Source organism: Helicobacter sp. 23-1045 (assembly GCF_053654655.1).
The window spans coordinates 1-23952 of record NZ_JBSIUR010000017.1 but is presented as its reverse complement, the minus strand read 5'-3'; the positions used below and the strand labels follow the sequence as shown (position 1 = coordinate 23952).

Sequence of the window (23952 nt, the reverse complement as noted above, 5' to 3'; positions counted from 1 at the left end):
TTGGTTTTTTGCGGTTAGTGCCTCAACTTTTGCGAGATTTATTTGCAGTGCTTCGCCTAACTTTACCACAGGTTTTTTATTCCATTTGTCATTATTATGCTCTGCTTGTTTTACTTCGCCCTCGTTGTTTGAGTATTTTAAGTCTAAAATTTGGGATAGTAAATTTTCATTATTGCCATTAAACTCCGCATTTATGGTGCTAAATTTATAAGAATTTGGCGCGATGAAAAATGTCGTCTCTGCGCTTACAGACTTGCCATCTTTGCTAGTGCCGACACAAGCGATACTCGCCTCACCGCTAGATTCAGGTGTGTATTCTCCAAAGATGAAGTTTTTCCCCTTGCCTGAAAATAATGCGCTAAAAAAGCTATTTTCTTTTGCAGCTCCGCTAAAACTTTTGCCACTTTTTTCGGTGATGGTGCAAGTTAGCGATGAAATGCCACTGCTAAATTTCCCCGCGCTATCGATTGAAAAAATGCGGAAATTATATGAGTTGCCTGAGATTTTGGTATGGACTTTTGAGGTAGTTTGATTTGTATTGCCATCTTTTTCATCTAAAATCACCAAATTGCCTAACTCATCGGGCTTTTCGGGCTCAGGGTCGGGTGCGCCACCGCTGTTTGGAGTATATGAGTTTCTCTCACAAGGTCCTGTCCTTTGTTGCACCCAGCCAAGCGCGTCCTCTTGTATAAACTCCCTAAAACGCACGGTTTGTCCGCCTTGATTTAGTAAAAATGAAGTTATATTACCGCCACCCGGTGGCTCATAGCAAAATCGCCATCCATAAGAGAGTTGATAGCTTACTAATCGTTCCTTACATTTCTTTTCATCATCTGTGTCGTCGCATTTGGGTTTGTAGTAATATCTAGTGCCTGTTTTGTCATCGTCACATAATTTTCTATTTGAGACTTCTTTGCCCTCTACTTTATCCACGCATTTGGAGACTTTTTCAAAATCATTTGGCACATTTCTATCGCTCGTATCATATTCAATCGCGCAAAAAGAAAATGTCTGTGGCTGATTCCAATGCCCCTGTGTTACAAATACATGGCAATCCCCAGCGTTCCAAGCGCAACCGCCATTACCGCGACAGCCACCTTCCCAAGCATTTTTAAATCTGCATAGTTTGCTTTGAGCGGTTTCTTCGGCAGAATCATCTTTATAGTCCAAACTCCACTTCCACTCTTTTTTGCAACCTTGTGGATTATTTGGCGGGAAAGGGGCGGCGCAATAAGTGCCGTGCCCTTTCCATTGGTCAGTATTTTGTGCGGTGCTATGAGCCATACCTATCTTTGCAAAGCAGCGAAAAACCTTGCCCGTTGGTCTATGTCCATTGCCCCCATCGCCGGGTCCTCCGCCACCTTGCCCAAAGGCAAATGCGCTAAATATAAGTAGCGCAAAAAGTAACTTCATCGCGCTTTTGGGGCGACTATAAAATCCCCCCCCCCCTAAACTGATATTTATTCTCATAAATAACCTCCATTTTTAAAATAGGCAAATTGTAGCACAAAATCTATATTTGTTGCAAAAAAATTTCGATTTTATCTTGCAAGTCGCGGATATTGCCTGTATTTTCGATGATAAAGTCTGCTTTTTGCTTTTTTAGCTCAATATCGATTTGGTTTTTTAGGCGAAGGTTTGCAGATTCTGCGCTTAAATTATCGCGTTTTTGGATTCGCGCTAGTTGCAAGTCGCGTGGCGCGTAGATTAAAAGCGTTAGCGGGATTGCATAGCCACTGCCACGCTCTTGTAGCTCGTAAAAAAGCGGAATGTCGATGAAATATGTGATATTTTGCGCTTCAAAAATTTGTGCTTTTTGCTCTGCGACTGCGCGGATTTTGGGGTGCAAAATGGACTCTAATGCGCGAAGTTTTGCTTTGTCGCTAAAAACGATTGCACCTAATTTTTTGCGATTGATTTGTGGGGGTTTGCGCTTGATTTTCGCAGAATCTCGCGCAATTTTCGCAGAATCTATCGCAGAATCTCGCACGAAATCCGTAGAATCTCGCACGAAATCCGCAGAATCTGCGTTTATTTTGTCATTCTGAGATTGCGAAGCAATCGAAGAATCTCTATTTTTTTGAGATTCTTCGCTATGCTCAGAATGACAATTTGAAGTATTTGTCGCAGAATCTATTAGATTGCCACGCTCGCTTCGCTCGCTCGCAATGACAAAGTGGGGCGATTCTGCGTTTTTCGCAGAATCTAATAAAATCTCATCTCCAAAGATTTGCACCACTTTGTCTTTGCTTTGCTCCAAAACTTCGTGTGCGATTAAGTCCGTGTCGATTATGGGATAGCCGTGTAGTTTTAGAATGCTACAAGCGGTGGATTTGCCGGTGGCAATGCCGCCTGTAAGGGCGATGGCGTTCTTAAATTCGTGTGTCATTTTGTTTCAATTTGCCTTTGGGTATGCAATTCACACGAAGTTTGCACTAGATTCTGCATTCGCAGAATCTAAATATTGGATTGCCACGATTTGCCTTTCGGCAAATCTCGCAATGACGAAAATTTGCCAAATCCACGAAAAATGCACCCAAAGACGAATTACCCATCGCTACTCTTTATTTTTCGTAATCGCCCTCATTGACGGGGCATCTTGTAGCACCGTCGCATTTCTATCCATATATTCTTTTTCTGTGCCGATTTTATGCTCGACATAATCGGCGTTTGCGTCCTTTATCACGGTGCGCGAAGTTTCGCTGATGATGTCTGTGCCGGGGATACTTTCGTGCTTGTAAAATTTAAAATACGCCACCGCGCCAATCGCGCCAATCACAACGAGTTTGCCAAGATTGCTCATAATTTGCTCCTTTTATTTTCAAAATCGGCGATTCTAGCATAATAATGCAAAATCTATACTATAATATCGCCTTAAAATTTTTGTTTTACGAAAGGTTGGAGTTGCAAAAAACTATTAAATTTTTACAAGAAAATGGCGAATTGAAAATCATCGAAACGCCATTAGACATTGAGCTAGAAATCCCACATATTGCCTATATTGAGGTAAAAAAGGACGATTCAAAGGCACTGCTTTTTACAAATCCTATTTGCAAACGGACAAATCAAGCATTCAAAATTCCTGTATTTATGAATCTTTTTGGCTCTTTTAGGCGATTAGAATTACTTGGCATAAATGCCAAATCCATTTCGCAAAGTGTGAGCGACTTTACGCGCCTATCCGCGCCCAAAAATTGGCGTGATTTGTTTGCAAAAATCCGCTTATTTAGTCAGCTTCGCTTTTTGCGCCCTAAAAAATTGCGCGATTCGTGGCATAAAACACATAAGATTATCCCAAAAGATAAAGTCGATTTATTTTCGCTCCCTATCTCAAAAACTTGGGAAAATGACGGCGGTAGATTCATAACCGCAGGGCAGATTTACACGCATAGCTTGGATAATTCGATGAAAAATTTGGGAATGTATCGGCTTCAAATTTATGATAAAAATCACTTGGGAATGCACTTTCAAATCCACAAAGATTCGATGATATTTTTTGATGAATATAAAAAGGCAGGGCGCAAAATGCCCGTGAGCGTGGCAATCGGAGGCGACCCGCTTTATACTTGGTGCGCTCAAGCTCCCCTGCCGCTTGGAATGTTTGAGTTAATGCTGTATGGATTTATCCGCAAAGTGCGCCCACGCCTCCGCAAATGCCAATGCAATGACATTTTTGTCCCGCACGATTGCGACATAATAATCGAAGGCTTTATTGACCCGCAGGATATGCGCGATGAGGGACCATTTGGCGACCACACGGGCTATTATACGCCTATTGAAAAATATCCTGTGATGGAAGTAGAAAATATTTTGCTAAAAGAAAATGCCGTGTATTTGGGCGCGGTGGTGGGAAAACCGCCTTTGGAGGACAAATATTTGGGCTATGCAACGGAGCGCATTTTTTTGCCACTTTTGCAAACCACAAGCCCCGCGCTGATTGACTATTATATGCCTGAAAATGGCGTTTTTCACAATCTCATTTTGGCAAAAATCGCGCCCAAATATCCCTCCCACGCACAGCAGATTATGCACGGATTTTGGGCGATGGGGCAGATGAGCTTTGTCAAACACGCCATTTTTGTGCCACAAAATGCGCCCGAGCTTACAAATCATCACGCAATCACGGAATTTATTTTGAATAATTTTGACATTAACGAGCTTTTTGTCTCACACGGCATTGTCGATGCGCTTGACCACTCATCGCCAAAATTTGCGCAAGGCGGGAAGTTGGGCGTGGATTGCACAAATGGCGCACCGCCTTATGAATCTCCGCAGATTTTAAGCGATGACGCACTTTTGGCAAAAATAGCGCAAAATTACAGCGAGGCGGTGGTTTTAAGGCAGTATTTTACGCACACCAAAAATCCGCTGATTTTGCTAGGAATTGATAAAAAATCGCGCGTTTTGGAGCATATAGACGCATTTCACTCGGCGCATTGTCGCATTGTCTTTGTGATGGATTCGTGCGATAATGATTTGGAAAATCCCTATATGTGCCTGTGGCGCGTTGCAAACAATATTGACGCAAAGCGTGATATTTTGGTGCAAAACAATGTCGCGCTCATTGACGCCACGCGCAAAGGTGCGCTTGAAAATTTCACGCGCGAGTGGCCCAAAGATGTGGATTGCAATGCGGAAGTTTTGGCGCGTTTGGTCGATTTGGGATTAATCGATAAGTCGCTTTGGCGAAAATTTTATATCGATAAATCTTACTCAACGAAAGGATGAAAGATGAAAAAGTGGATGTTAATAGCGGTGGCAGTGGCGTTTGTGGCGTGTGGCGATTCAAGTAAAAACGCAGAATCTAATGCGAAAATCGCAGAATCTAGCGTGGATTCTGCGAAAAGTGCGAAAAACGCAGAATCTAGCGTGAATTCTGCAAAAGATTCTGCGGATTCTGCGAAAGATTCTGTAAAAGATTCTGCGAATGCGACAAAAATCGCAGAATCTAGCGTGAATTCTGCAAAAGATTCTGCGAATATGGCGCAAAAAGCACCGCAAAAATCAGCGGTAGATTTATACAAAAAATGTATCGCTTGCCACGGCGCAAGGGGCGATAAAGTCGCACCGGGCAGTGCTGGGAGCATTCTAATCGCTGATTTAAGCAAACAAATTTTGATTGATGATATGAAAGGCTATCGCGCTAAAACGCTCTCACGCGGGGGAACTTCGGCGATTATGTATCTCCAAGCAAATGGGCTTATCGATGATGATATTGAGATTTTGGCTGAATATATTTCTAATTTTAAAAAGTAGATTCACGCCCTGCGAGATTCGCCACTAAAATGAAAACGATAAAATCCCTTTGCATTGCCGAGTATGAAAAGGACGGCTCAAAATTTTTGGCGCATTTAGCCCCTGCAAAGGGCGCGGAGCAGCTTTTAAGCGAATTGCAAGAAAAGCACAAAAAAGCCGTGCATTTTGTCCGCGCAAGTCGCGCTGTGAATGAATTTCGCCAAATTATCGAAAATAGTAGCGATGATGGTGAGCCAAAGGGTAGCTCTGGTGTGCCTGTGCTAAATGTCCTGCGTGGGCGGGAGCTTGTGGAATGCGCGTGTATTGTGGTGCGCTATTTTGGCGGGAAATTGCTAGGCATAGGTGGGCTTGTCCGTGCATATAGCAACGCCACGCTTTTAGCGGTGGAAAATGCAAAGAATTGCGGGGCAATCGTTGATTTTATCCATCTAAAAACGCACAAAATTTCGCTCCCATTTAATGCCATAAATCACGCAAAATATCTCTCAAACAAAATGGGTATAGCGATTTTGAATATCGCCTTTAATGCCGACTGCGCGGAAATCACGCTTGAATGCGATGATATGCAAATAATGGATTTCGCGAGAAATTTGCAAGGTGCAAAATGCCATATTTAGTCCTAACCACCATCATTTGGGCGTTTTCGTTTCCGCTCATTGGATATTTTATAAGTGGGCAGATGGATAGCTTTTTTGCGGCGTTTTTCCGTGTGTTTTTGGCGTTTTTGGTATTTTTGCCAATGCTTGATTTTACGATTCAAAATGCTTTGAAATTCAAATTATTTGCCATCGGTGCGCTTCAAATTGGCATAATGTATATTTTTTATTACAACTCTTTTGCGTATTTATCAGTCGCCGAAGTCGCGCTATGGACGATATTCACGCCGTTTTATGTGAGTTTGATTTATGATTTATTTGCTGGGCGATTTCGTGCGCTATATCTTTGTAGTATCGCGCTGTGCGTATTTGGCGCAGGTGTGATTAAATATAGTGGCGTAAATGCGGACTTTTGGATAGGATTTTTGCTTGTGCAGGGCGCAAATATCGCCTTTGGCGCGGGGCAGAGCCTGTATAAAGTGGTGATTGAAAAGCATAAAAATTTAGCGCAAAAAAGCATTTTTGGATATTTTCATTTTGGCGCGATGGTGGTGACAGGGACGGCGTTTGTCGCGCTTGGCGATAAGGACTTTTTACCGCAGAATCTTGCTTCGTGGGCGGTGCTGATATATTTAGGCGTTGTGAGCTCTGGCGTGGGATATTTGTGGTGGAATAAGGGCGCAGTGGCGGTGGATGCGGGATTTTTGGCACTAATGAATAATGCGCTAATCCCGGCGGCGATTTTGGTGGATTTGCTATTTTATTTCGGCGGATTTGGCGGGGCGAATTTATTTGAATCAAACGCCCTTTGGCGCGTTATTTTTGGCATTTTTTTGATGGCATTATCGCTTGTGATTCACAAAAAAATCATAGATTATTATGAAAAATAACGATTTTGCGAATCGCTAAAATTGTCATATTGAAACTTTGAAAAAGTCGAAATATCTCTAAAAACAAGAGAGATACTTCGCTACGCACTTTGTGCTTCGCGCGAGAATGACATTTTTTTGGATTGCTTCGATTCGGCGTTGCTGAATCTCGCAATGACGGATTTTTTTGGGATTTTACCCACCCCCTTAATCCCCCGCGCGCATTTGGGTTTGCGTGAAATATCAAATTGATAGCGTAAAAACGCACTCAATGCAAGTCGCATAGATTTGCCAAAAGCAATCCAAATCACGCGAATCTAAAAGAATTGCGAATCAATGTCCGAAAAATCAAATCAATAAATTATTAGATTCGCGTGAATCTAGTGTAGATTTGCAAGATTAGCACGAAAATCTTTGCAAATTTGACTTGCACTCATAATACGCCTATCGCGCAAAATGAGTTAGAATCCACGCTTTTGCTTGAAGTGTGGAGCAAAAATCTCGCATTAGCACGGCAAATCTAAATATCCCTACACCCAATCAAAGCGAATTGCAAAAGTGGGTTAATGAGTGGCACAAAGGGCAGACGATGGAAAATTATCGCGAACAAGAGAGCTCGCTAAACAAACTATTTCATCGCACCTATCCGCGCAATGATGATTTAGATGATATTTTAGCCAAAGTCGCCACACTCAACGACTTTTATAGCACCAATATTTTCAATATTTTCGCGGTGGCAAAGCATATAAAGGGCGTTGTAGGCGTTGATTTGCGTTTGCAAAATGGCGATGAAAACCTTGTGGGCGAAATCGCAACAGTCAGCATAAATGGCAAGGTGAAGCATTTCTATTCATTTGCGACAAAATTCTGCTCTCACCACAATGAAGCGGACTTTGCGATTTATGATAGCTATGTAGAAAAAATGTTGCTTTATTTTCAAAAGCGCGATAGATTCGGCGACTTTAAAGGCGCGGATTTGCGTGATTATGGGCGATTCAAAAAGGCGTTAAATGATTTTAAGGCATTTTATGGTTTGGATTGCAACTTAAAGCAATTAGATATGTATCTTTGGCAGGCAGGCAAAAAGCACTTTTCGAAGTATAAAAAATAAACAGATTCTGCGAATGTGCTTTGAAAATATTGCTAGATTCTGCGAATTTCACTAGATTCTGCGCCAAAATCGCAGAATCTAAATATGGATGGTTGTTTCGCTTCGCTCACAAAACAAGGCAAAGCCGAAGTTTCTTTATCCAATTCTGCGAATTGCCACGATTCTGTAACTTTTAACAAAGTCGCAGAATCTCGCAATTACAAAAAAATCTAACTCAGCTCCACAGGTTTGCCTGTGAAATACCCTTGCGCGTAGTCAATCCCCATATCTTTGATTGTATTGTAAATCGCCTCCGAGCTCACAAACTCCGCGACGGTTTTGATATCAAGCGATTTTGCAAACTGCACGATTGTCTGCACGATGATTTGGGCGTTTTTATCCTTGTCAATGTTGCTAATCAGCGAGCCATCTAACTTCAAATAATCAATCTGCAATTTCATCAAAATCGAAAAGTTAGAATACCCACTGCCAAAGTCATCTAGCGCGACTTTGACACCGATATCGCGAATATTTGTGATGAAATTATTCACACTTTCAAATTCCTCCACGCTCTCTTGCTCGGTGATTTCAGCAACCACGCGCCCCTCGATTTTATAATGCACGATGCGCTCCATAAACCACATCAAAAAGTCCGTAGAGTTCATATCCTCTAACGCCAAATTTATCGAAAAAACGCAGTCTTTCCGCTCGGCAAGGCGTTGAAATGTGCTTTCAATCATAAGGCGCGAGAGTTTAGAGTATGATGATGAACGCTTTGAGACTTCCAAAAATAATCCCGGCAAAACAATGCGCCCATCCCTATCCTTAATCCGCATTAACGCTTCGTATTTTATGTGATTTTCATTTGCATTATGTGGCTGAATACCCTTAATTCTTTGAAAATATGGAATGACATCTTTGTTTTTTAACGCTTGATAGACGATTTCGGTGTATTGGATATTGTTTTTAAAGACATTTAAAATCGGCAAATTGCGATTATAAATCACAATGGGATTGCGATATTCTTTTGCGTGGTGGAGTGCCATAATCGCATTTACCATACTATATTTCGCGCTCTCATAGGAAAATGCCACGCCGATAGTCGCAGAAATGTTTAGATATGTGTAATTATCAATCAAAATCTCTTTTTTACCCAAATAATCCAAAAATCCCTCTAACTTTTGGATAAAAACCGCCCTATCGGTGCAATTCGTCCATAAAATCGCAAAATCATCGCCGTGAATCCTATAAAGTAGATAATTTTCATTTTTGAAATAGCTTTTTAGCACTTGGGCGACAGAGTATAAAATATCATCGGCGAGTTTCACGCCATAAAAGCTATTTATTTCTTTGAAATTGCTTAGATTTAGCACGGCGATTACGTGATTTGGATACTGCTCTAAATCTTGTCGCAAAATGATACTTGTGCGAAGCCCTGTGAGCTGGTCGGTGGTGATTTTGGAATTTAGCGTGTAGATTTGGTTTGCGATATTGTTGTGAAAATATTTTGATAGCTCGGCGATTTCTTTGGGGGATTTTATGATTCGCTGTGCCCAGCTTTGGAAGCCAAATTTGTTGTTTTCATAAAAATTTCGCATATCCACATAAAAATCATTGATTGAGAGCAAAATATCATTTTTGATATATTTATTAGAAATAATCGCAATCCCCGCGAAAAACGCCAAATCAAGCACCACAATCACCATAATATACGCACTTACAAACACATCATTATAATACAGCGCATTATCTTTGAAAATGGAGAAAACGCCCATCCCAAGGAAAATATACAGCACATTGATTGCCAAAATAAAAATCAGCGGAATAAACAAAAACAACCTAAATTTATTATTTATATCTTGCAAATGCGCCCTCCATCAGCGTTTAAAATCCAAATATGTCGGTAAAATCAAATCTAAATCTGCGGGAATTTTTTTGGTGATTTTATCAAAAAATATTTTATTTGCGAATAAATCGCCAATAATTCCCATTTTTTTAACGCCAAATTTCCTTTTTATGTCTCTAAAATTTAATAGCACATAATCCACAAGCGACTCCAAAATCCCATACGCGATAATTTCGCGCTCCGTCCCTGCGAGAGTGAAGCTAATAATGGAGCGAATTGTCTTTAACTCATCATAAGTTTTTGGCGCAGAATCTTGCGGAGATTCTGCGTTTTTCGCAGAATCTTGCGTTTTTTTCGCAGAATCTAAATTCGCAGAATCTGATATTTTTTTTGCAGAATCTAGCGGAGATTCTGCGAATTTTGCAGAATCTCCAATATTTTTAAAGTCGATTTTTGGACTAATATCGCGCAAGCAATTTTTTGCCAAATCTAAAATAAATTGCGCGTGAGATTCTGCGTTTTTATGAGATTCTGCGAATGTGCGAGATTCTGCGAAATTATTAGATTCTGCGCCTAAAATCATCGCCGCGCATTCAAAAATATCAATGATATTTTCGCTAAACTTTGGCGCAGAATCTAGTGCCAAAATCGCCTCATACCGCGCCCCAAACTCACGGGCGAAGTTTGCGATGAGTTTATCGCCATTTTCCAAATGCGAGATTTTTGCCAAAATATTTTTGGGATTTTTGTCAAAGGCGATTTTTGTGTGCGAAATTTTATCGCTTGGATTTCCCAAAAGCGTGGGATTTTTCGCGCTAATATAAGCGATAAAAATGTCAGATTCTGCGTTTTTCGCATTTCGCAGTGGCGTAAAATTCATCGCCAAAAACTCATCAAAATTTTTTGATTTTGCAATATTATTTTCCACAAATGCGCCATTTTTCCCCACAATAATTTCAAAAAATTTATCCGCAGAATCTGCGCGTTTTGCGAATAAAAACGGCACTTCTAACGCTGAAAAAATAAAGCATAAATTTGCCTCAAAAGGCAAAATAAAAAGCGCGTTTTTCGCGCCCACTTCACCATAAAAAACTTCTTTTACGCTCAAATTTATAAGCGGTTTTTCTAGCGTGGCGATGGCGTTTATTTCATCCTGCGAAGCGCGAGTGTAGAGCGAAATGGTAGAAATATCATTTGCCAAAATAAAATCAAAATTTTGGCGCGAATCGTGCGAATCGTGCTTTTGCGAATCGCCTTGCAAATCACCTTGCGAATCGCGCAAATCGCCTTTTTTAGTGGATAGCAAAATCGCGCCTTTGCTTGTGTTTAGCGTAATTTCATCCCCTTGCTTCAATAAATCGCAAAGATTTTTAAGCGCACTTTCCATCGCCGAATCTTGCAAAAATTTACGCGCATTTATTTGGCTAACACTTAAAATATTTTCAGCAGATTCTGCGATTTGCAGGGGTTTTAAGTGTTTTGGTGCTTCGCAAACTTCCACGCTTTTAAAGCGAAAATAAAGCGACAGCGGGATTTCCTTTGTCAATGCACTTGCAAAATCGCCCAAATTTTCGCCACTTGCGTAAAAATCTAGCGTTTTATCGCTAAATTCTACGCAAACTTCAAGCCCAAAATTTTGCGCGATTTTTTGCAAAAGCCCCAAAAAATAATCTTTGTTTAAATCGCTGTAAAAAAATGTGAATTTTAAAGTCAATCTAAAAGCCCTTGTATGAGAGATTTGCGACTTCTTGCAATGGGCGCGAATCGATTTTTTCAATCTCAAAGCCTAAATTTTCTAAAATCTTAAAAACCTCATTTTGCATTGTGATTGCGGATTTTTGTATCGTCTCGCTCAGCTCAAAAGTCGTGTCGCTCTCTAATATATGCGGGATTGTCGCCACAATCTTTATTGTGGGCAAATCGCCCATCATTTCAATCATTTTTAGTGTCTGCAACATTTCTACTTCGTGCGCAGTGCCCTGCCAATTCACATTTAGCGGGACAGAATCAAAATCAAAGGCGAAAACATCGCCCACTTGCGCGTTATCGGCGTTTATGCAATCAAGTAAAATCACAAAGTCTTGCTCGGTGATTAGCGGGATAAGTCCTTGCGCCAAAGTCCCGCCATCGATTATTTGCAAACTATGTGTGGGTGATTTGAAAGCGTAATTTACTTTGATATAGTTTGATAAATGGACGCCGATTCCCTCATCGCCAAATAAAATATTGCCGATGCCAAGTATCAAAACCTTCATTTTGCAAATCGCAGAATCTGCTAATCCTTATCTTTTGGCAAATATCGATATCCGCCCACCATCGAGTCAATCCCGCCATCAGGGTGCTTTATCGCATTCCAAATCGCCATATAAAGATGTGTCAAAATAAAAATGCAAATCCCCCAAGTAAGAATGTGATGGATTTTCCGCACATTTGCTAGTCCCCCGCAAAGCACCTCAAACCACTTGAATGTCGCATTTAGAAACGCCCCAAGTCCATCGTGATACACATTGTAATAAAGCACAAATCCCGTAATTGAGATAAATAAAAGCATCATCCCAAAGGAAAAATACGCAAGGATTTGAAGCGGATTATAAAGCCCTTTAATAGGCGGGTGCTTGCCTAAAAATAGATAATTTTTAATCTGCCCAATCCAAATTTTGATATCAAATACCTCATCCAAATGGATTTTTTCCGCGCCGTGCCGACTTGTCGAGATAAAATAATACAGGCGAAACATCGTCACAGCAACTAGCAAAAATCCCGCCATTATGTGCCAGCTGCGAAATAGCGCGTAAAGGAAGTTCGTAGGCTCGGAATTTGGCTCAGGGGCGAAAAACGGATATGCGATATAAAATCCACTAAAAATCAAAAACACCACGCACACCGCGCGAATCCAATGAAATAATCGCACCACAGGATGAAAAGTCAGCATTCGCCTATAAGATTTTTGCGAAATCGCAGAATCTTGTGAAGGCGCGTAATTTTGCGAAGTCGCAGAATCTGCAAAATTCGCAGAATCTGCAAAATTCGCGCGATTTTTTGAATTCGCAGAATCTGCCATCATCTCGCGCCTTCTAACATTCGCAGAATCTTGCGTAGATTCTGCGTTTTTCGTGCGAGATTCTGCGGATTCTGCGATTTTCATTTGAGATTCTGCGGATTCTGCGATTTTCGCAGAATCTCGCCTTTTTCTCGTGCTTTTCGCAGAATCTGTGATTTTTGTAACCTTTGCCACTTTTGCCACACTTGCCTTTTTCGCAAAATCTTGCGCAGATTCTGCGTTTATAGATTTTGTTCTCATTTTTGCCCCCTTATAAACTTGCTCTCAAAGTCGTAGGTGCGATTTTATACTCGCCTAAATCATTGCCTTTTGTATCGATTAAATGCACCGCACACGCAATGCAAGGGTCAAATGAATGAATCGTCCTTATGATTTCAAGTGGTTGCGCTAAATTTGCAATCTTTATGCCTATCAAACTCGCTTCATAAGGTCCTTTTTGCTCTTTTGCATCGCGTGGTCCCGCATTCCAAGTCGATGGCACGACTGCTTGATAATTCGCCACTACGCCATTTTCTATTCGCACCCAATGGCTTAACATTCCGCGTGGCACATTGCCGATATAGCGTCCCTCGTAGGTTTTATTTTTGTCAATCTTATATGGCGCACAAGTGCGTGTGTCGCCAGATTTGATATTTGCAATAAGCGCGTTAAATACTTCGATTCCATAATCCGCGCTTAATTTGCATTCTATTAGTCTAGCTGCCGTTCGCCCCAAAGTGCTAAATAGCGCGGTTGCGGGGAGTCCTGTATCTTTCAAAAATTTCGTAGCAATAGTTGAGATTCGCGGATTTTTCGTAGCTAATCCCACCGCAACCGCCGCCAAAGGTCCCACTTCCATAGGCATTCCATCATAGCGAGGCGATTTTATCCAGCTGTATTTGCCATCAATGTCAAGCAATTTGCTATCGACTTCTTTTAGATTTACGCCTATGCTTTTGCCGTCTTTGAATCCTGTGTAATTTGGCTCGGTTTCGCCTTGATATGGGTGCAATGGCTTGTCTGTTTTATACCACGAATGCGTTGCTTCCTCTGTGATGAGTTTTTCGTCAATCTCATAAACCTTTGAAATATCGTAATCCTTGATATATCCGCTACTATATAAATATTCGCCATTGCCTAGCGGAATCTCTTGAAAACTCATAAAGTTTTTGACGCCTGAGCCTTTTAGGACGCTTGGTTCATTTTTATAAACCTCCGCTGCCATAAGCACATCTGGGTAATATGCGCGATTGACAAAATCCGCGACTTGCTTGTATTTGGTAAGCCAATCGCCTAGTCTGCTAGGGTCTAGCATATCCATAACAGAAGTGATACCGCCTACGGTCAAACTTTGCGGGTGTGGCTGTTTTGAGCCAAAAATCGCCATCATCTGCGCGGCAACCCTTTGAACTTCAAGCAATTTTAGGTAGTGTGATAGCACGATTAGATTTTGCTCTGGGGAAAATCTATAAGTTTTATGTCCCCAATACGCGTTTGCAAATGGTCCTAACGCGCCTTTTTTCACAAAATCTGCCACTTTTGCTTGGATGGCTTTTAGCTCATTTTCGCCCGTATTTAGCGGGAAATCAGCGTAGTTAAATGCGATTTTAGACGCTTTTGCGGGGTCTGCTTTAAGCGCGGAGGTTATATCACACCAATCAAGCCCGTGAAGCGTGTAAAAATGCACAGTGTGGTCGTGCAAAACAAGCGCGATATTCATTAGTGAGCGCACCAACTCGGCATTTGGCGGTGGCGTAATGCCTAGCGCGTTTTCTACCGCTGTGATTCCCGCTTTGTAATGCGAATATGTGCAAACGCCACAGATTCGTTGCATCAAAAATCCCGCATCGCGTGGGTCGCGGTTGCGCACGATTTTTTCTAATCCACGCCACAGCGTAGAGCTAGAAAATGCGTCTGTTATCACATTGTTTTCATCAACTACCACTTCAACTCTCAAATGCCCCTCAATCCGTGTGATAGGGTCTACTACGATTCGTTTTGTCATTTTCTCCCCCTTTAATTATCGCTTTTGCTTACCATCGAAAGCACGGCGTGTGCTGCGATTCCAATCGCTGCGGCACTTAATAAAATCGTCCCCACTCTATCCGCCGTTTTATCCGCACCCATCCCATTAAATGAAGTCGCATAAAGTTTATTTGCTAGTGGCTCTTCAAATGGGCTCATAGTATCCCAAAAGTTTGGCTCACTGCAACCAATACAGCCGTGCCCAGCTTTCACGGGCCAGCTTGTATGCTGATTAAACCCAAGCCGTGAGCAGTTGTTAAATGTATATGGTCCTTTGCAGCCGACTTTGTAAAGGCAGTAGCCATTTTTCGCGCCCTCATCGCCAAATTGTTGCACAAATTCGCCTGCATCAAAATGTCCGCGTCTCTCGCACAAATCGTGGATTCGCATTCCATAAGCCCAAGTGGGGCGATTGTAAGCATCAAGCGAAGGCAATTCATCAAACAAAATGTAATGAAGCAAACTGCCTACAATATTTTTCTCGCTAGGCGGACAGCCGGGCACATTTATGACTTTTCTATTTATGATTTTGCTTAATGGGAGCGCGTTTGTGGGATTTGGATTTGCCGCTTGGACGCCACCATAGCTAGAACAAGTGCCGATTGCAAAAATCGCCTTTGCACCCTCTGCGGCTTCTCTTGCGCTATGTGCGCCTGTGTGTCCGTGTGCGCCGATTGTGAGATAGAATTCGCTACTGCCACTTGGGATACCGCCCTCTACCATTAAAATATAGTTACCTTTGTATTCTTTCATCGCAGATTCTGCGTTTTGCTCGGCTTGCCACCCTGCTGCCGCCATAACGGTTTCGTGATATTCTAAGCTAATGTAATCAAATATCAGCGAATCAATGCTAGGCGAATCGCTTCGCAATAAACTCTCACTGCAACCCGTGCATTCAGCCATATGTAGCCACACAACAGGGATTCGCCCTGCTAACTCCGCAGCCCTTGCAGTTAGCGGGACAAATGACGCCGGAAGTGCCATAGACGCGCTCATCGCCGCAGCCCATTTCATAAAATCACGGCGCGAGACGCCATTTTTATCTAGCGTTGCCTTTACGCCACCGCCTAAATCAGGCATTTTCTCTAACTCATCTAATCGCTTTGAAATGCGTTCAAACTCACCTTTCTCCATTTTGAAATCTCCCTTTTTTAAAAAAATATGGCGGATTCTAACACAAAATTTAGACAAAAAACAATCAAAAAATAATGCTTAATTTAATTTTAAAAGATTTTTTGTAACAATTTCGCAAAATCTTAATAATTTAAAAGGACGCAAAATGACTATTTTTGAAAAAATCGTAAATGGCGAAATCCCGTGCAAAAAGGTATTAGAGAGCGAAAAATTTTTGGCGTTTTATGACATAAATCCAAAAGCTCCCATTCATATTTTGGCAATCCCAAAAATCTGCACAAAGGACTTTGAGAGCGCAGATTCGGCGACTTTGGGAGAGATTAGCGACTTTATCAAAGAAGTGGCAAAAAAAGTGGGGTTGGATAAAAACGGCTATCGAATCATCACAAATATCGGCGCGGACGGCGGACAAGAAGTGCCACATTTGCATTTTCATATACTTGGTGGCGCGAAACTAAAATGGGAAAATTTATCATAATTTGGAGGCAAATCTTATGAAAAAAATACGAAAAATCAGCGAATTTGGGCTTATGGGCGGACTTGGGATTAGTGTGCTTTTGGCGTTAAATGGTTGCGATACAAATCAAAACGCGCAAGAGACGCAAAATGAGGCGGTAAAAAAAGGCGCGTTTGTCATCATCGAAGAGCAAACAGATGGCACTTACAAGATTTTGGAGGAATACCCAAGCGAGACTACGCGTGTGCTTCTCAAAGCAAAGGACGGCACAGAGCGAATGTTATCGCAAGAGGAAATCGATAAATTGCTAAAAGAGGAAAATAGCGCGATTGACGCGGGGACTTCGGAGCTGACAAATCCTAGCGGGGCTGGATTATCGCTTGGTGGGGCGATTTTGGCAAGTGCAGCAGGTGCGATTATCGGTAGCTGGATAGGAAACAAACTTTTTGGCAATCAAAACTACCAAGCACAGCAACGCACAAGCTACAAATCGCCACAGGCTTATGAACGCAGTAAAAATAGCTTTAATAGCGCAAAAAGTGGCACAGGCGCGGGAGCAAGGGCTGCAAGTGGCAAAAGCGGATTTTTCGGCGATGGGAAAAGCGATAGGCGAAATAGCGCAGTAGGCGGGTGAGATTATGGAAATTATGCTAGATTCTGCGAAAAATTACGCTAGATTCTGCGAAAATTAGGCAAAAAACTCGCAGTTAGCGGGCGAAATTATGGGAATTACGCTAGATTCTGCGATTTTTGCGTAAAATTCACGCTTTTTGCAGAATCTTTGGCATTTTTGCGTTTATTTCTCAACTTTTAGCGTTTTTGTCGTTTGGATGGCAGGTGCTATTTTCTCGCCTTTTTCCCACATATCACGGCAATAATCACACACACTAAAAAAATCTTGCTTATAAAAATCTATGATTTTATCCCCATTTAGCGTAGAATCTAGCGATAAAAAATCGCCACTAAATTCATCCAATCCCTTCAATCTAGACAGCGAACTCGCAATAGGGCATATAAAAATTTGCCCTTTGATATCTACGCAATTTTTATCGCATTTCGCAGAATCTGCCTTAAAATGCGCTAGATTCTGCGATTTTTCTGCGCTAATATCTATCTGCCCCCCCCCAATTTGATTTTTTACAATTTGATTTTTTGAAAATGCCGCTCCCATTTCATTGCTCATCACGCTTACGCAAGGCATCAAACACGCCTTAAAATTGCGGATAATCTCCATCTTGCTTCGCCCTCTTTTGTAGATTTTCTGCGGATTTATCCACTCTGTTTTGTCTTGCCAAAGTATTGAGTGCGGGATATTATGCGATTTTAGTAAATCTATGATTTTATCGTAATGCAGGGGAATTTTGATATTTGGCGAAGCGGAGTAATCGCTAATTGTGATGCTGGATTTATCAGACTTGGCAAGCGCCAAAAGCAAATCATTTTTAGGCACAATGCTTCCATTTGTGACGATATCAAAACTTCGCACCTTCTTTTTGCTATCCAAAAACTCCACAACCTTCGCAATATCCTTAAAAAGCAGTGGTTCGCCACCAATAATCCTAACATTTCTCACGCAATCAATCTTATCTAAAATCACGCTAACAGCATCGATAATGCCCTGCAACGAGCAAGTGTAAGCATTTTTGGAATCAAAATATTGCATTAAATTATTACACGACTCACATCGCAGAGAGCATCTCGTAGTAAGAACTAATTCAAAATACGGAATATCCACTTTACCACGCAAAAGGCGGATATTTACAATCATTTTTGGGATGATATCAAATATCGCATTTAAAATTTTCAATATTTTTTTACACATATAAAGCAACGCAAAATAGGGCATTAAAAGTGGTTTTTGCGCTAAATTATGAAAATGCAATGTGTGAAGTTTGCTATTTTCCAAACACCAATAAATCTTACGAATCGTCATAATCGGCACTAAAATCGGTGCTAAAAGTAGATTCTGCGATAATATTTTTTTGTAATTTTTACTAAAAAAGTTCTGCTTCATTCGCTCCACATTTTGTTTTTTATATCGCGCATTAAAAACATTTTTCATTCAAATTGCTCCCCCAATTTTTAAAATCCGCATTATATACAAAATAATCTAATAAAAATTATCAAAATTACCGATATTTAATGTTTGTTTAAGTAAATCCTGTTATATTTCGTTTTATTTTTTTATAAGGACGCAGAATCTATGAAAAGAAGTGGATTTAGTATGATTGAGTTAGTCTTTGTCATTGTGATTTTAGGCGTGCTTGCGGCGGTTGCCGTGCCTAGATTTATGGCAACTAGAACCGATGCACAAGTTGCGACTTTGCGAAGCGATGCGGCGGCGACTTTAAAAGTCATTGTCGCAAAAGTTTTCGCAGATAATATCGACACCACGCAGTCCATCGCCCCACATCCAAACGACAAAACAAAAACGCCAAAAATTCAGTGGAGCGAGTGGATATTAGAGGTAGCAGGACTTGATGGAAATCGCTGGATGAAGGCAAGTGCGATTGGCGATGCCGATAAATACGGCGTTTCGCCAATTTACAAAGTCGGCACTTATAGAATGCCCTGCGGACTGCATAAAGCACTCATATCAATCACAAAAGACGGCGATTTGTATTTCAATCCCGTAGGACTTTACAGCGAGGGCGCATATTCTGGTATGCAAAATAGCAACTTTGAGTTATGCAAGGTTTTACAAAAAAGTTATGCAAGTAGTGCTGGATACGGCAATAAGATTATTCCGCTTAGTTCCACGCAAACGATAGAATTTTAAGGAATGGAAATGAGAAGAGGATTCACAATGATTGAGATGGTGTTTGTCGTGGTGATTTTGGGGGTTTTGGCGGCGGTTGCCGTGCCTAAATTTGTCGCGACAAGGACTGATAAACGAGTGGCGACTTTGCGGAGCGACACGGCAAACACGCTAAAAACAATCGTAGCAAAGGTTTTCGCTGATAATCTAAACACCACAAACGAACTCGCCCCACACCCAACCGACCGCACGAAAACGCCATCGATTTATTGGAATCGCTGGATAATCGAAGTCTCTGGATTAAGCAATTTCAAGTGGTTACCAGCAAAAAATGACGCCAAAAATCGCGGCATTTCCCCCGCATACAAAGTCGGCAAGCAAAACATCCCTTGCGGCGAAGAGCCATACATCCAAATCACCGATGATGGCGACTTATACTTTAACCCGCGCGGAGCAGCAAAGGGCAAAACGGGCGAAGGGTTAGGCATCGGCAATGAATACTTGGTATGCCAAAAGTTGCGCGATTCATATCAAAGCAGCGCAGGTTATGGCAACAAAATAATACCACTAACATCCACAAATACGATAAGTTTTTAGGGGATTCTGCGAAATTGTGATTTTGCGTTGCCTTTCGCAGAATCTAAACGCAGAATCTGTGAATTTCTTGCGATACGCAGAATCTGCGGTAGATTCTGCACTTACTTCGTCATTGCGAGGCAGTTTGAGCGAAGCGAAAACAACGAAGCAATTCGCAGAATTTGCGAGCGAAGCGAAGCAACCATCCATAAATTAAAAAATAAATTGCCACGACTTGCATTTGCAAGTCTCGCAATGACAAAAAATCGCAGAATCTTGGGTAATTTTTGATTTAGATTCTGCGAAATTTCGTTTGAGATTCTGCAAAATTCGTATAAATCGCAGAATCTTCCGTATTTAAAAAATCTAAACTTTAAATCCCCGCGAATAAGTCCGTGCTTAAATATCGCTCGCCCGTGTCATTTAAAATCGTTAGGATATTTTTGCCCTTGTGGCGTTTTGCAAGCTCTTTTGCCACAAAGAAATTCGCCCCACTTGAAATGCCTACAAGCAACCCTTCTTTTTGCGCCAACTCCCGCGCACTCGCAATCGCGTCGCTAGAATCCACGCAAATCACTTCTTTGTAAATCTCGCCATTTAGGTTTGCAGGGACAAATCCCGCGCCTATGCCTTGAATCTTATGCGCACCCGGCGCACCACCGCTTAGCACGGGACTATCTTTTGGCTCGATTGCGATAATCTCGATATTTGGGTTGTTTTGCGCTTTTAGCACTTCGCCAATCCCGCTCAAACTCCCGCCTGTGCCTACCCCTGCGGCAAAAATGTCGATTTTTGTCCCGCCTAACGCTTCTAAAATCTCTTTTGCAGTCGTGCTTTTGTGGATTGCAGGATTGCTAGGATTGCCAAATTGGTCTAAAATCACGCTATTTGGGATTTCTTTATGTAGCTCATTTGCCCGCTCCACCGCGCCTTTCATACCCTTTTCTTTTGGTGTCAGCTCTAATTTCGCGCCAAAGATTTGCATTACTTTTCGCCGCTCGATGCTCATTGATTCAGGCATTGCGATGATTAGCTTGATGCCAAGTGCCGCGCACACACTTGCGAGTCCCACGCCTGTGTTGCCACTTGTAGGCTCGATGATTGTCGTGTCCTTCGTGATTTTACCACTTTGAAGTGCGTCATTTATCATTGCAAAGGCGATTCTGTCCTTTATTGAATGCACGGGGTTCATAAACTCGCATTTGACAAAGATATTTGCGTCTGTTTGTATGTTGTTAAGTTTCAAAAGTGGCGTGTGCCCGATGATTTCGGTTATGCTTTGATAGATTTTCATTTTAATCCTTTCAATTTTAAAATTTAAAAGTTGCGATTATAGCAGATTTCTAAAAATTATAGGCAAAATGATAAATTTTATTAGTAAGTTTGAGTATTTTTGGGGCAAATCGCAGAATCTAAGCGCAGAATCTAAAAAAGATTCTGCGATTTTTGCAATAAGATTCTGCGAAAAATTAGATTCTGCGATTCTGCGTGAAAATCGCAGAATCTCGCAATAAAAGCAAAATCTTTGTCAAATCAAAGTTTTATTTAAATTCCCCTTTGATTTGCTCTACCCATTTTTCCACGCGCCCGGCGGTCAAGTCGCTTTGGTTGTCATCATCGATGGCAAGTCCCAAAAATTCTCCGCCACTAATGCCCTTTGATTCGCTAAAATCATAACCTTCGTTTGCGGTTTTGCCAATCAGCGTGGCTTTTTTGGCGAGATTTGCTAGTAATCCTATGCAGTCGCAAAATGTGTCGCTATACCCATCTTGGTCGCCCAAACCTACGATTGCCACGACTTTTCCGCTAAAATCATCTTCGCTTAACGCCCCTGCGAAATCTTCCCAATCGCTCTGCAAGTCGCCATCGCCGTAAGTTGAGCTTGCCAAAATGAGATTGCTATATTTTGCAATGTCATCTTTTGAAGCGTTTGCGACATCGACTAAGTCGCAGTTACCGAGCTTTTCGGCGATTGCTTCGGCGATTTCTTGCGTTCTACCTGTGGTGCTTCCATAAAAAATTCCAATTTTTTCCATTTTTTTATCCTTTGATTTTAAAATTAAATTTCTTTTTTTGTGAAAAAAGAAATGAAATACTATGCAAAAAGTCTAAAATTTAGTTTAAAAATCCTAATTTTTTTGATAAAATCCGCATTTTTTACCAAATATTTTAAATTTTTTCAAAGGCATCACAAAATGAAGCAAACAATCGACAATTTGATAAACAAAACTCCCATCCAAACGACACTTTATGTCAAAGAAAAATTACAGCGTGGCTTGTCAAACTTCATAAACCACGAATCTTTTGGCGGGATTTTGCTATTTTTCTGCGTGGTGCTTGCCGTGTGGGTGGCAAATAGTCAGTATAAAGATATTTATTTTGCCCTATTGCACGAAGAGTTTGGAATGTTTGTGGGGAATAAATTCGTCCAAATCAGCATCGGGCATTTTGTGAATGATGTTTTGATGGCGTTATTTTTTATGATGGTGGGATTAGAGATGAAGCGCGAAGTGCTGTATGGTGAGCTTGCGGGATTTAAGCGCGTTAGCTTTTCGATATTATCGGCATTTGGCGGGATGGCAATCCCCATTGCCTTTTATCTGTGGTTCAATCACGACACAAATTCTGCGCACGGATTTGGCGTGGCGATGAGCACGGATACGGCGTTTGCGCTAGGTGCGATTTTACTTTTAGGGAAGCGAATCCCAAATGTTGTAAAAATCTTTTTGGTAACTTTGGCGGTTTTTGATGATTTGGGCGCGATTTTGGTAATCGCATTTCTTTACACGGCGGATTTAAATACGCATTGGTTAGCTGTTGCCGGGCTTTTGGTGTGTGCGCTAATTTACCTAAATTACAAAGATACGAAGTATTTGATGAGTTATATTTTGGTTGGGATTTTTCTTTGGATTGCGGTTTATAAAAGCGGTGTGCACGCGACAATCGCGGGGGTGATTTTGGCATTTGCAATCCCCGGTCGTTCGCAGATTCGCAAGAAATATTTTGTCAGCATTTTGGATATGTTAGAAGAGTGGAATAAAATGTTGCTAAAAGATGGCGCTTCGCCCCTGCCAAAAGATGGCGCGAAAAAGGGATTTTTGTATGCGTTTTTTGGCGGGATTATCAATTTCTTTCGCCACGACAGCGGGAAAAAAATCGATATTGAAGAGACGAGCAAACAAGTGCATTTGTTAGATACGATTGCTACATATTCGCGCTACGCGCAAAATCCGCTTGTGAAAATGGAGATTATCTTGCAACCGATTTGCGCGTATTTTATCGTGCCGATTTTTGCGTTTTTAAATGCGGGTGTGAGCTTAGAAAATGGCGTGAATCTTAGCGTAGATGGCATTTTGTGGGGGACGATTTTAGGACTTGTGGTGGGCAAACCGCTAGGCATTTTTATATTTTCATTTTTGGGCGAAAAGCTAAATATCGCAGACCGCCCAAATGGACTTACTTATGGGCATATTTTGGCGGTGGGAATGCTCTCTGGCATAGGTTTCACAATGTCAATCTTTGTGGCGGGACTTGCATTTAGTAGCGATGAGCAGGTGATTTTAGCAAAGTTGTCGATTTTGGTTGCCTCATCAATTGCTGTTATTATTGGCATAATGGCATTATTTTTCGCCACCACAGGACACAAAAACGCAGAATCTATCAGCGAAAGTTTAGAAACAATCGAAGAAACTTTTAGCGCAAAATCTACCGCAAAAAATGCAGAATCCACCGCAGATTCTGCGAAATAATCACTCCACCAAAAATACTTGCGTTTGCAGTGGAGTGGCGAATGGATTAGATTCTGCGCTACAAAAATATTTCATCAGCGAAATTAGCGTAATGTGTGGGATTGTGGGGAATCCGCTTTTAAAAATCAACTCGCCCTTTGGCGCAGAATCTACCGAATTTTTCGCAGAATCTCGCCCAAAATCCGCAGAATCTGACAAAGAATTCACAGAATCTACCGACAATTTCACAGAATACGCCGAATTTTTCGCAAAATCCGCCATATTAGATTCTGCGAAAACCCGCATATTGCTTACAATAATCAAATCGCCACTTTTTGGCGCACTCACAATATCGCTATTTGCAAGGGTAAATCTGCTCTTTTTATCAATGCTGAAATCCGCCCCATTTGGCGCATTTGTCCGCAAGTCAAAGTTAGAGACGCCACGCATTTTCTCCAAATACAGGGCAAACCAAAATGGACGCATCCCCACCTCAAAGGCATAAATATCCCTCCCCCGCCCTATTCCATCAAAATAAATATCCGCACCTTGCGGGTTTTGGCGCAGATAATCCGCC

27 protein-coding genes are annotated in these 23952 nt (G+C 41.5%); 12 read left to right on the top strand and 15 right to left on the bottom strand.

Features of this window, described 5'->3' with window-relative positions; all coding sequences use genetic code 11:
* The 3 genes from ACWIUE_RS11200 to ACWIUE_RS11190 all read right to left on the bottom strand — a co-directional run.
* Window positions 1-1470: hypothetical protein (locus ACWIUE_RS11200; protein ID WP_454136856.1), on the bottom strand; the 1470-nt coding region annotated here is incomplete at its 3' end.
* Between the two features lie 43 nt (window positions 1471-1513).
* Window positions 1514-2389: a dephospho-CoA kinase gene (gene coaE, locus ACWIUE_RS11195; RefSeq protein WP_454136855.1), complete on the bottom strand. Its 876-nt coding sequence runs from the start codon at window positions 2387-2389 to the stop codon at window positions 1514-1516.
* A gap of 168 nt (window positions 2390-2557) precedes the next feature.
* Window positions 2558-2803, bottom strand: coding sequence for a hypothetical protein (locus tag ACWIUE_RS11190; RefSeq protein ID WP_454136854.1), 246 nt, complete (start codon window positions 2801-2803; stop codon window positions 2558-2560).
* A 101-nt stretch (window positions 2804-2904) separates the two neighbouring features.
* Here ACWIUE_RS11190 and ACWIUE_RS11185 point away from each other — a divergent pair, with 101 nt between their 5' ends.
* The 4 genes from ACWIUE_RS11185 to ACWIUE_RS11170 are packed head-to-tail and all read left to right on the top strand — an operon-like array spanning window position 2905 to window position 6742.
* On the top strand, window positions 2905-4728 hold the full coding sequence (locus ACWIUE_RS11185) for a menaquinone biosynthesis decarboxylase (protein ID WP_454136857.1): 1824 nt from the start codon (window positions 2905-2907) through the stop codon (window positions 4726-4728).
* A gap of 3 nt (window positions 4729-4731) precedes the next feature.
* Window positions 4732-5256 carry a c-type cytochrome gene (locus ACWIUE_RS11180; protein ID WP_454136853.1) on the top strand — a complete coding sequence of 175 codons (525 nt, stop codon included), beginning with the start codon at window positions 4732-4734 and terminating at the stop codon, window positions 5254-5256.
* A gap of 29 nt (window positions 5257-5285) precedes the next feature.
* Window positions 5286-5873, top strand: coding sequence for a YigZ family protein (locus tag ACWIUE_RS11175; protein WP_454136852.1), 588 nt, complete (start codon window positions 5286-5288; stop codon window positions 5871-5873).
* A complete protein-coding gene (locus ACWIUE_RS11170) occupies window positions 5861-6742 on the top strand; it encodes an EamA family transporter (RefSeq protein WP_454136851.1) in 882 nt (293 codons plus the stop codon). Before ACWIUE_RS11175 ends, ACWIUE_RS11170 begins: the two co-directional genes overlap by 13 nt.
* A gap of 80 nt (window positions 6743-6822) precedes the next feature.
* Here the strand turns inward: ACWIUE_RS11170 and ACWIUE_RS11165 are convergent, their stop codons facing one another.
* A complete protein-coding gene (locus ACWIUE_RS11165; protein ID WP_454136850.1) occupies window positions 6823-7032 on the bottom strand; it encodes a hypothetical protein in 210 nt (69 codons plus the stop codon).
* 176 nt (window positions 7033-7208) lie between these two features.
* On the opposite strand from ACWIUE_RS11165, the gene ACWIUE_RS11160 reads away from it, so the two are divergent.
* Window positions 7209-7832 carry a hypothetical protein gene (locus ACWIUE_RS11160; RefSeq protein ID WP_454136849.1) on the top strand — a complete coding sequence of 208 codons (624 nt, stop codon included), beginning with the start codon at window positions 7209-7211 and terminating at the stop codon, window positions 7830-7832.
* A gap of 32 nt (window positions 7833-7864) precedes the next feature.
* Here ACWIUE_RS11160 and ACWIUE_RS11155 read toward each other — a convergent pair whose 3' ends face one another.
* From ACWIUE_RS11155 to ACWIUE_RS11125, 7 genes are read right to left on the bottom strand one after another with little or no spacing between them, the layout of a single operon-like run.
* Window positions 7865-8011, bottom strand: coding sequence for a hypothetical protein (locus ACWIUE_RS11155; protein WP_454136848.1), 147 nt, complete (start codon window positions 8009-8011; stop codon window positions 7865-7867).
* Between the two features lie 30 nt (window positions 8012-8041).
* On the bottom strand, window positions 8042-9676 hold the full coding sequence (locus ACWIUE_RS11150; RefSeq protein ID WP_454136847.1) for an EAL domain-containing protein: 1635 nt from the start codon (window positions 9674-9676) through the stop codon (window positions 8042-8044).
* A gap of 12 nt (window positions 9677-9688) precedes the next feature.
* Window positions 9689-11371, bottom strand: a complete 1683-nt coding sequence (locus ACWIUE_RS11145) for a hypothetical protein (RefSeq protein ID WP_454136846.1) — start codon at window positions 11369-11371, stop codon at window positions 9689-9691.
* A 1-nt stretch (window position 11372) separates the two neighbouring features.
* Complete coding sequence (locus ACWIUE_RS11140) at window positions 11373-11912, bottom strand: HyaD/HybD family hydrogenase maturation endopeptidase (protein WP_454136845.1); 540 nt, start codon at window positions 11910-11912, stop codon at window positions 11373-11375.
* 20 nt (window positions 11913-11932) lie between these two features.
* Complete coding sequence (gene cybH / locus ACWIUE_RS11135; protein ID WP_454136844.1) at window positions 11933-12958, bottom strand: Ni/Fe-hydrogenase, b-type cytochrome subunit; 1026 nt, start codon at window positions 12956-12958, stop codon at window positions 11933-11935.
* A gap of 10 nt (window positions 12959-12968) precedes the next feature.
* Window positions 12969-14702 (bottom strand): nickel-dependent hydrogenase large subunit, encoded by a 1734-nt coding sequence (locus tag ACWIUE_RS11130; protein ID WP_454136843.1) that lies wholly within the window; start codon window positions 14700-14702, stop codon window positions 12969-12971.
* 11 nt (window positions 14703-14713) lie between these two features.
* Window positions 14714-15856 carry a hydrogenase small subunit gene (locus ACWIUE_RS11125; RefSeq protein WP_454136841.1) on the bottom strand — a complete coding sequence of 381 codons (1143 nt, stop codon included), beginning with the start codon at window positions 15854-15856 and terminating at the stop codon, window positions 14714-14716.
* Between the two features lie 145 nt (window positions 15857-16001).
* On the opposite strand from ACWIUE_RS11125, the gene ACWIUE_RS11120 reads away from it, so the two are divergent.
* Together ACWIUE_RS11120 and ACWIUE_RS11115 are read left to right on the top strand one after the other, a co-directional pair.
* Complete coding sequence (locus ACWIUE_RS11120) at window positions 16002-16334, top strand: histidine triad nucleotide-binding protein (protein ID WP_454136840.1); 333 nt, start codon at window positions 16002-16004, stop codon at window positions 16332-16334.
* 16 nt (window positions 16335-16350) lie between these two features.
* Window positions 16351-16947, top strand: coding sequence for a UPF0323 family lipoprotein (locus ACWIUE_RS11115; protein ID WP_454136839.1), 597 nt, complete (start codon window positions 16351-16353; stop codon window positions 16945-16947).
* A 162-nt stretch (window positions 16948-17109) separates the two neighbouring features.
* On the opposite strand, the gene ACWIUE_RS11110 is transcribed toward ACWIUE_RS11115, so the two are convergent.
* Window positions 17110-18375 (bottom strand): radical SAM protein, encoded by a 1266-nt coding sequence (locus ACWIUE_RS11110; RefSeq protein WP_454136838.1) that lies wholly within the window; start codon window positions 18373-18375, stop codon window positions 17110-17112.
* Window positions 18376-18516: 141 nt separating this feature from the next.
* On the opposite strand from ACWIUE_RS11110, the gene ACWIUE_RS11105 reads away from it, so the two are divergent.
* From ACWIUE_RS11105 to ACWIUE_RS11095, 3 genes are read left to right on the top strand one after another with little or no spacing between them, the layout of a single operon-like run.
* On the top strand, window positions 18517-19092 hold the full coding sequence (locus tag ACWIUE_RS11105; RefSeq protein WP_454136837.1) for a type II secretion system protein: 576 nt from the start codon (window positions 18517-18519) through the stop codon (window positions 19090-19092).
* A gap of 9 nt (window positions 19093-19101) precedes the next feature.
* The gene (locus ACWIUE_RS11100) at window positions 19102-19668 is read left to right on the top strand and encodes a type II secretion system protein (RefSeq protein ID WP_454136836.1); all 567 of its coding nucleotides are present in this window, start codon (window positions 19102-19104) and stop codon (window positions 19666-19668) included.
* A 16-nt stretch (window positions 19669-19684) separates the two neighbouring features.
* On the top strand, window positions 19685-19864 hold the full coding sequence (locus ACWIUE_RS11095) for a hypothetical protein (RefSeq protein WP_454136835.1): 180 nt from the start codon (window positions 19685-19687) through the stop codon (window positions 19862-19864).
* A gap of 156 nt (window positions 19865-20020) precedes the next feature.
* Here ACWIUE_RS11095 and cysK read toward each other — a convergent pair whose 3' ends face one another.
* The gene (cysK, locus tag ACWIUE_RS11090) at window positions 20021-20941 is read right to left on the bottom strand and encodes a cysteine synthase A (protein ID WP_454136834.1); all 921 of its coding nucleotides are present in this window, start codon (window positions 20939-20941) and stop codon (window positions 20021-20023) included.
* A gap of 67 nt (window positions 20942-21008) precedes the next feature.
* On the opposite strand from cysK, the gene ACWIUE_RS11085 reads away from it, so the two are divergent.
* Window positions 21009-21161: a hypothetical protein gene (locus tag ACWIUE_RS11085; RefSeq protein WP_454136833.1), complete on the top strand. Its 153-nt coding sequence runs from the start codon at window positions 21009-21011 to the stop codon at window positions 21159-21161.
* A 27-nt stretch (window positions 21162-21188) separates the two neighbouring features.
* Here ACWIUE_RS11085 and ACWIUE_RS11080 read toward each other — a convergent pair whose 3' ends face one another.
* On the bottom strand, window positions 21189-21683 hold the full coding sequence (locus ACWIUE_RS11080; RefSeq protein ID WP_454136832.1) for a flavodoxin: 495 nt from the start codon (window positions 21681-21683) through the stop codon (window positions 21189-21191).
* A gap of 159 nt (window positions 21684-21842) precedes the next feature.
* Here ACWIUE_RS11080 and nhaA point away from each other — a divergent pair, with 159 nt between their 5' ends.
* On the top strand, window positions 21843-23396 hold the full coding sequence (gene nhaA, locus ACWIUE_RS11075) for a Na+/H+ antiporter NhaA (RefSeq protein ID WP_454136831.1): 1554 nt from the start codon (window positions 21843-21845) through the stop codon (window positions 23394-23396).
* On the opposite strand, the gene ACWIUE_RS11070 is transcribed toward nhaA, so the two are convergent.
* The coding region (locus ACWIUE_RS11070) for a hypothetical protein (protein WP_454136830.1) at window positions 23397-23952 on the bottom strand (556 nt) is incomplete at its 5' end.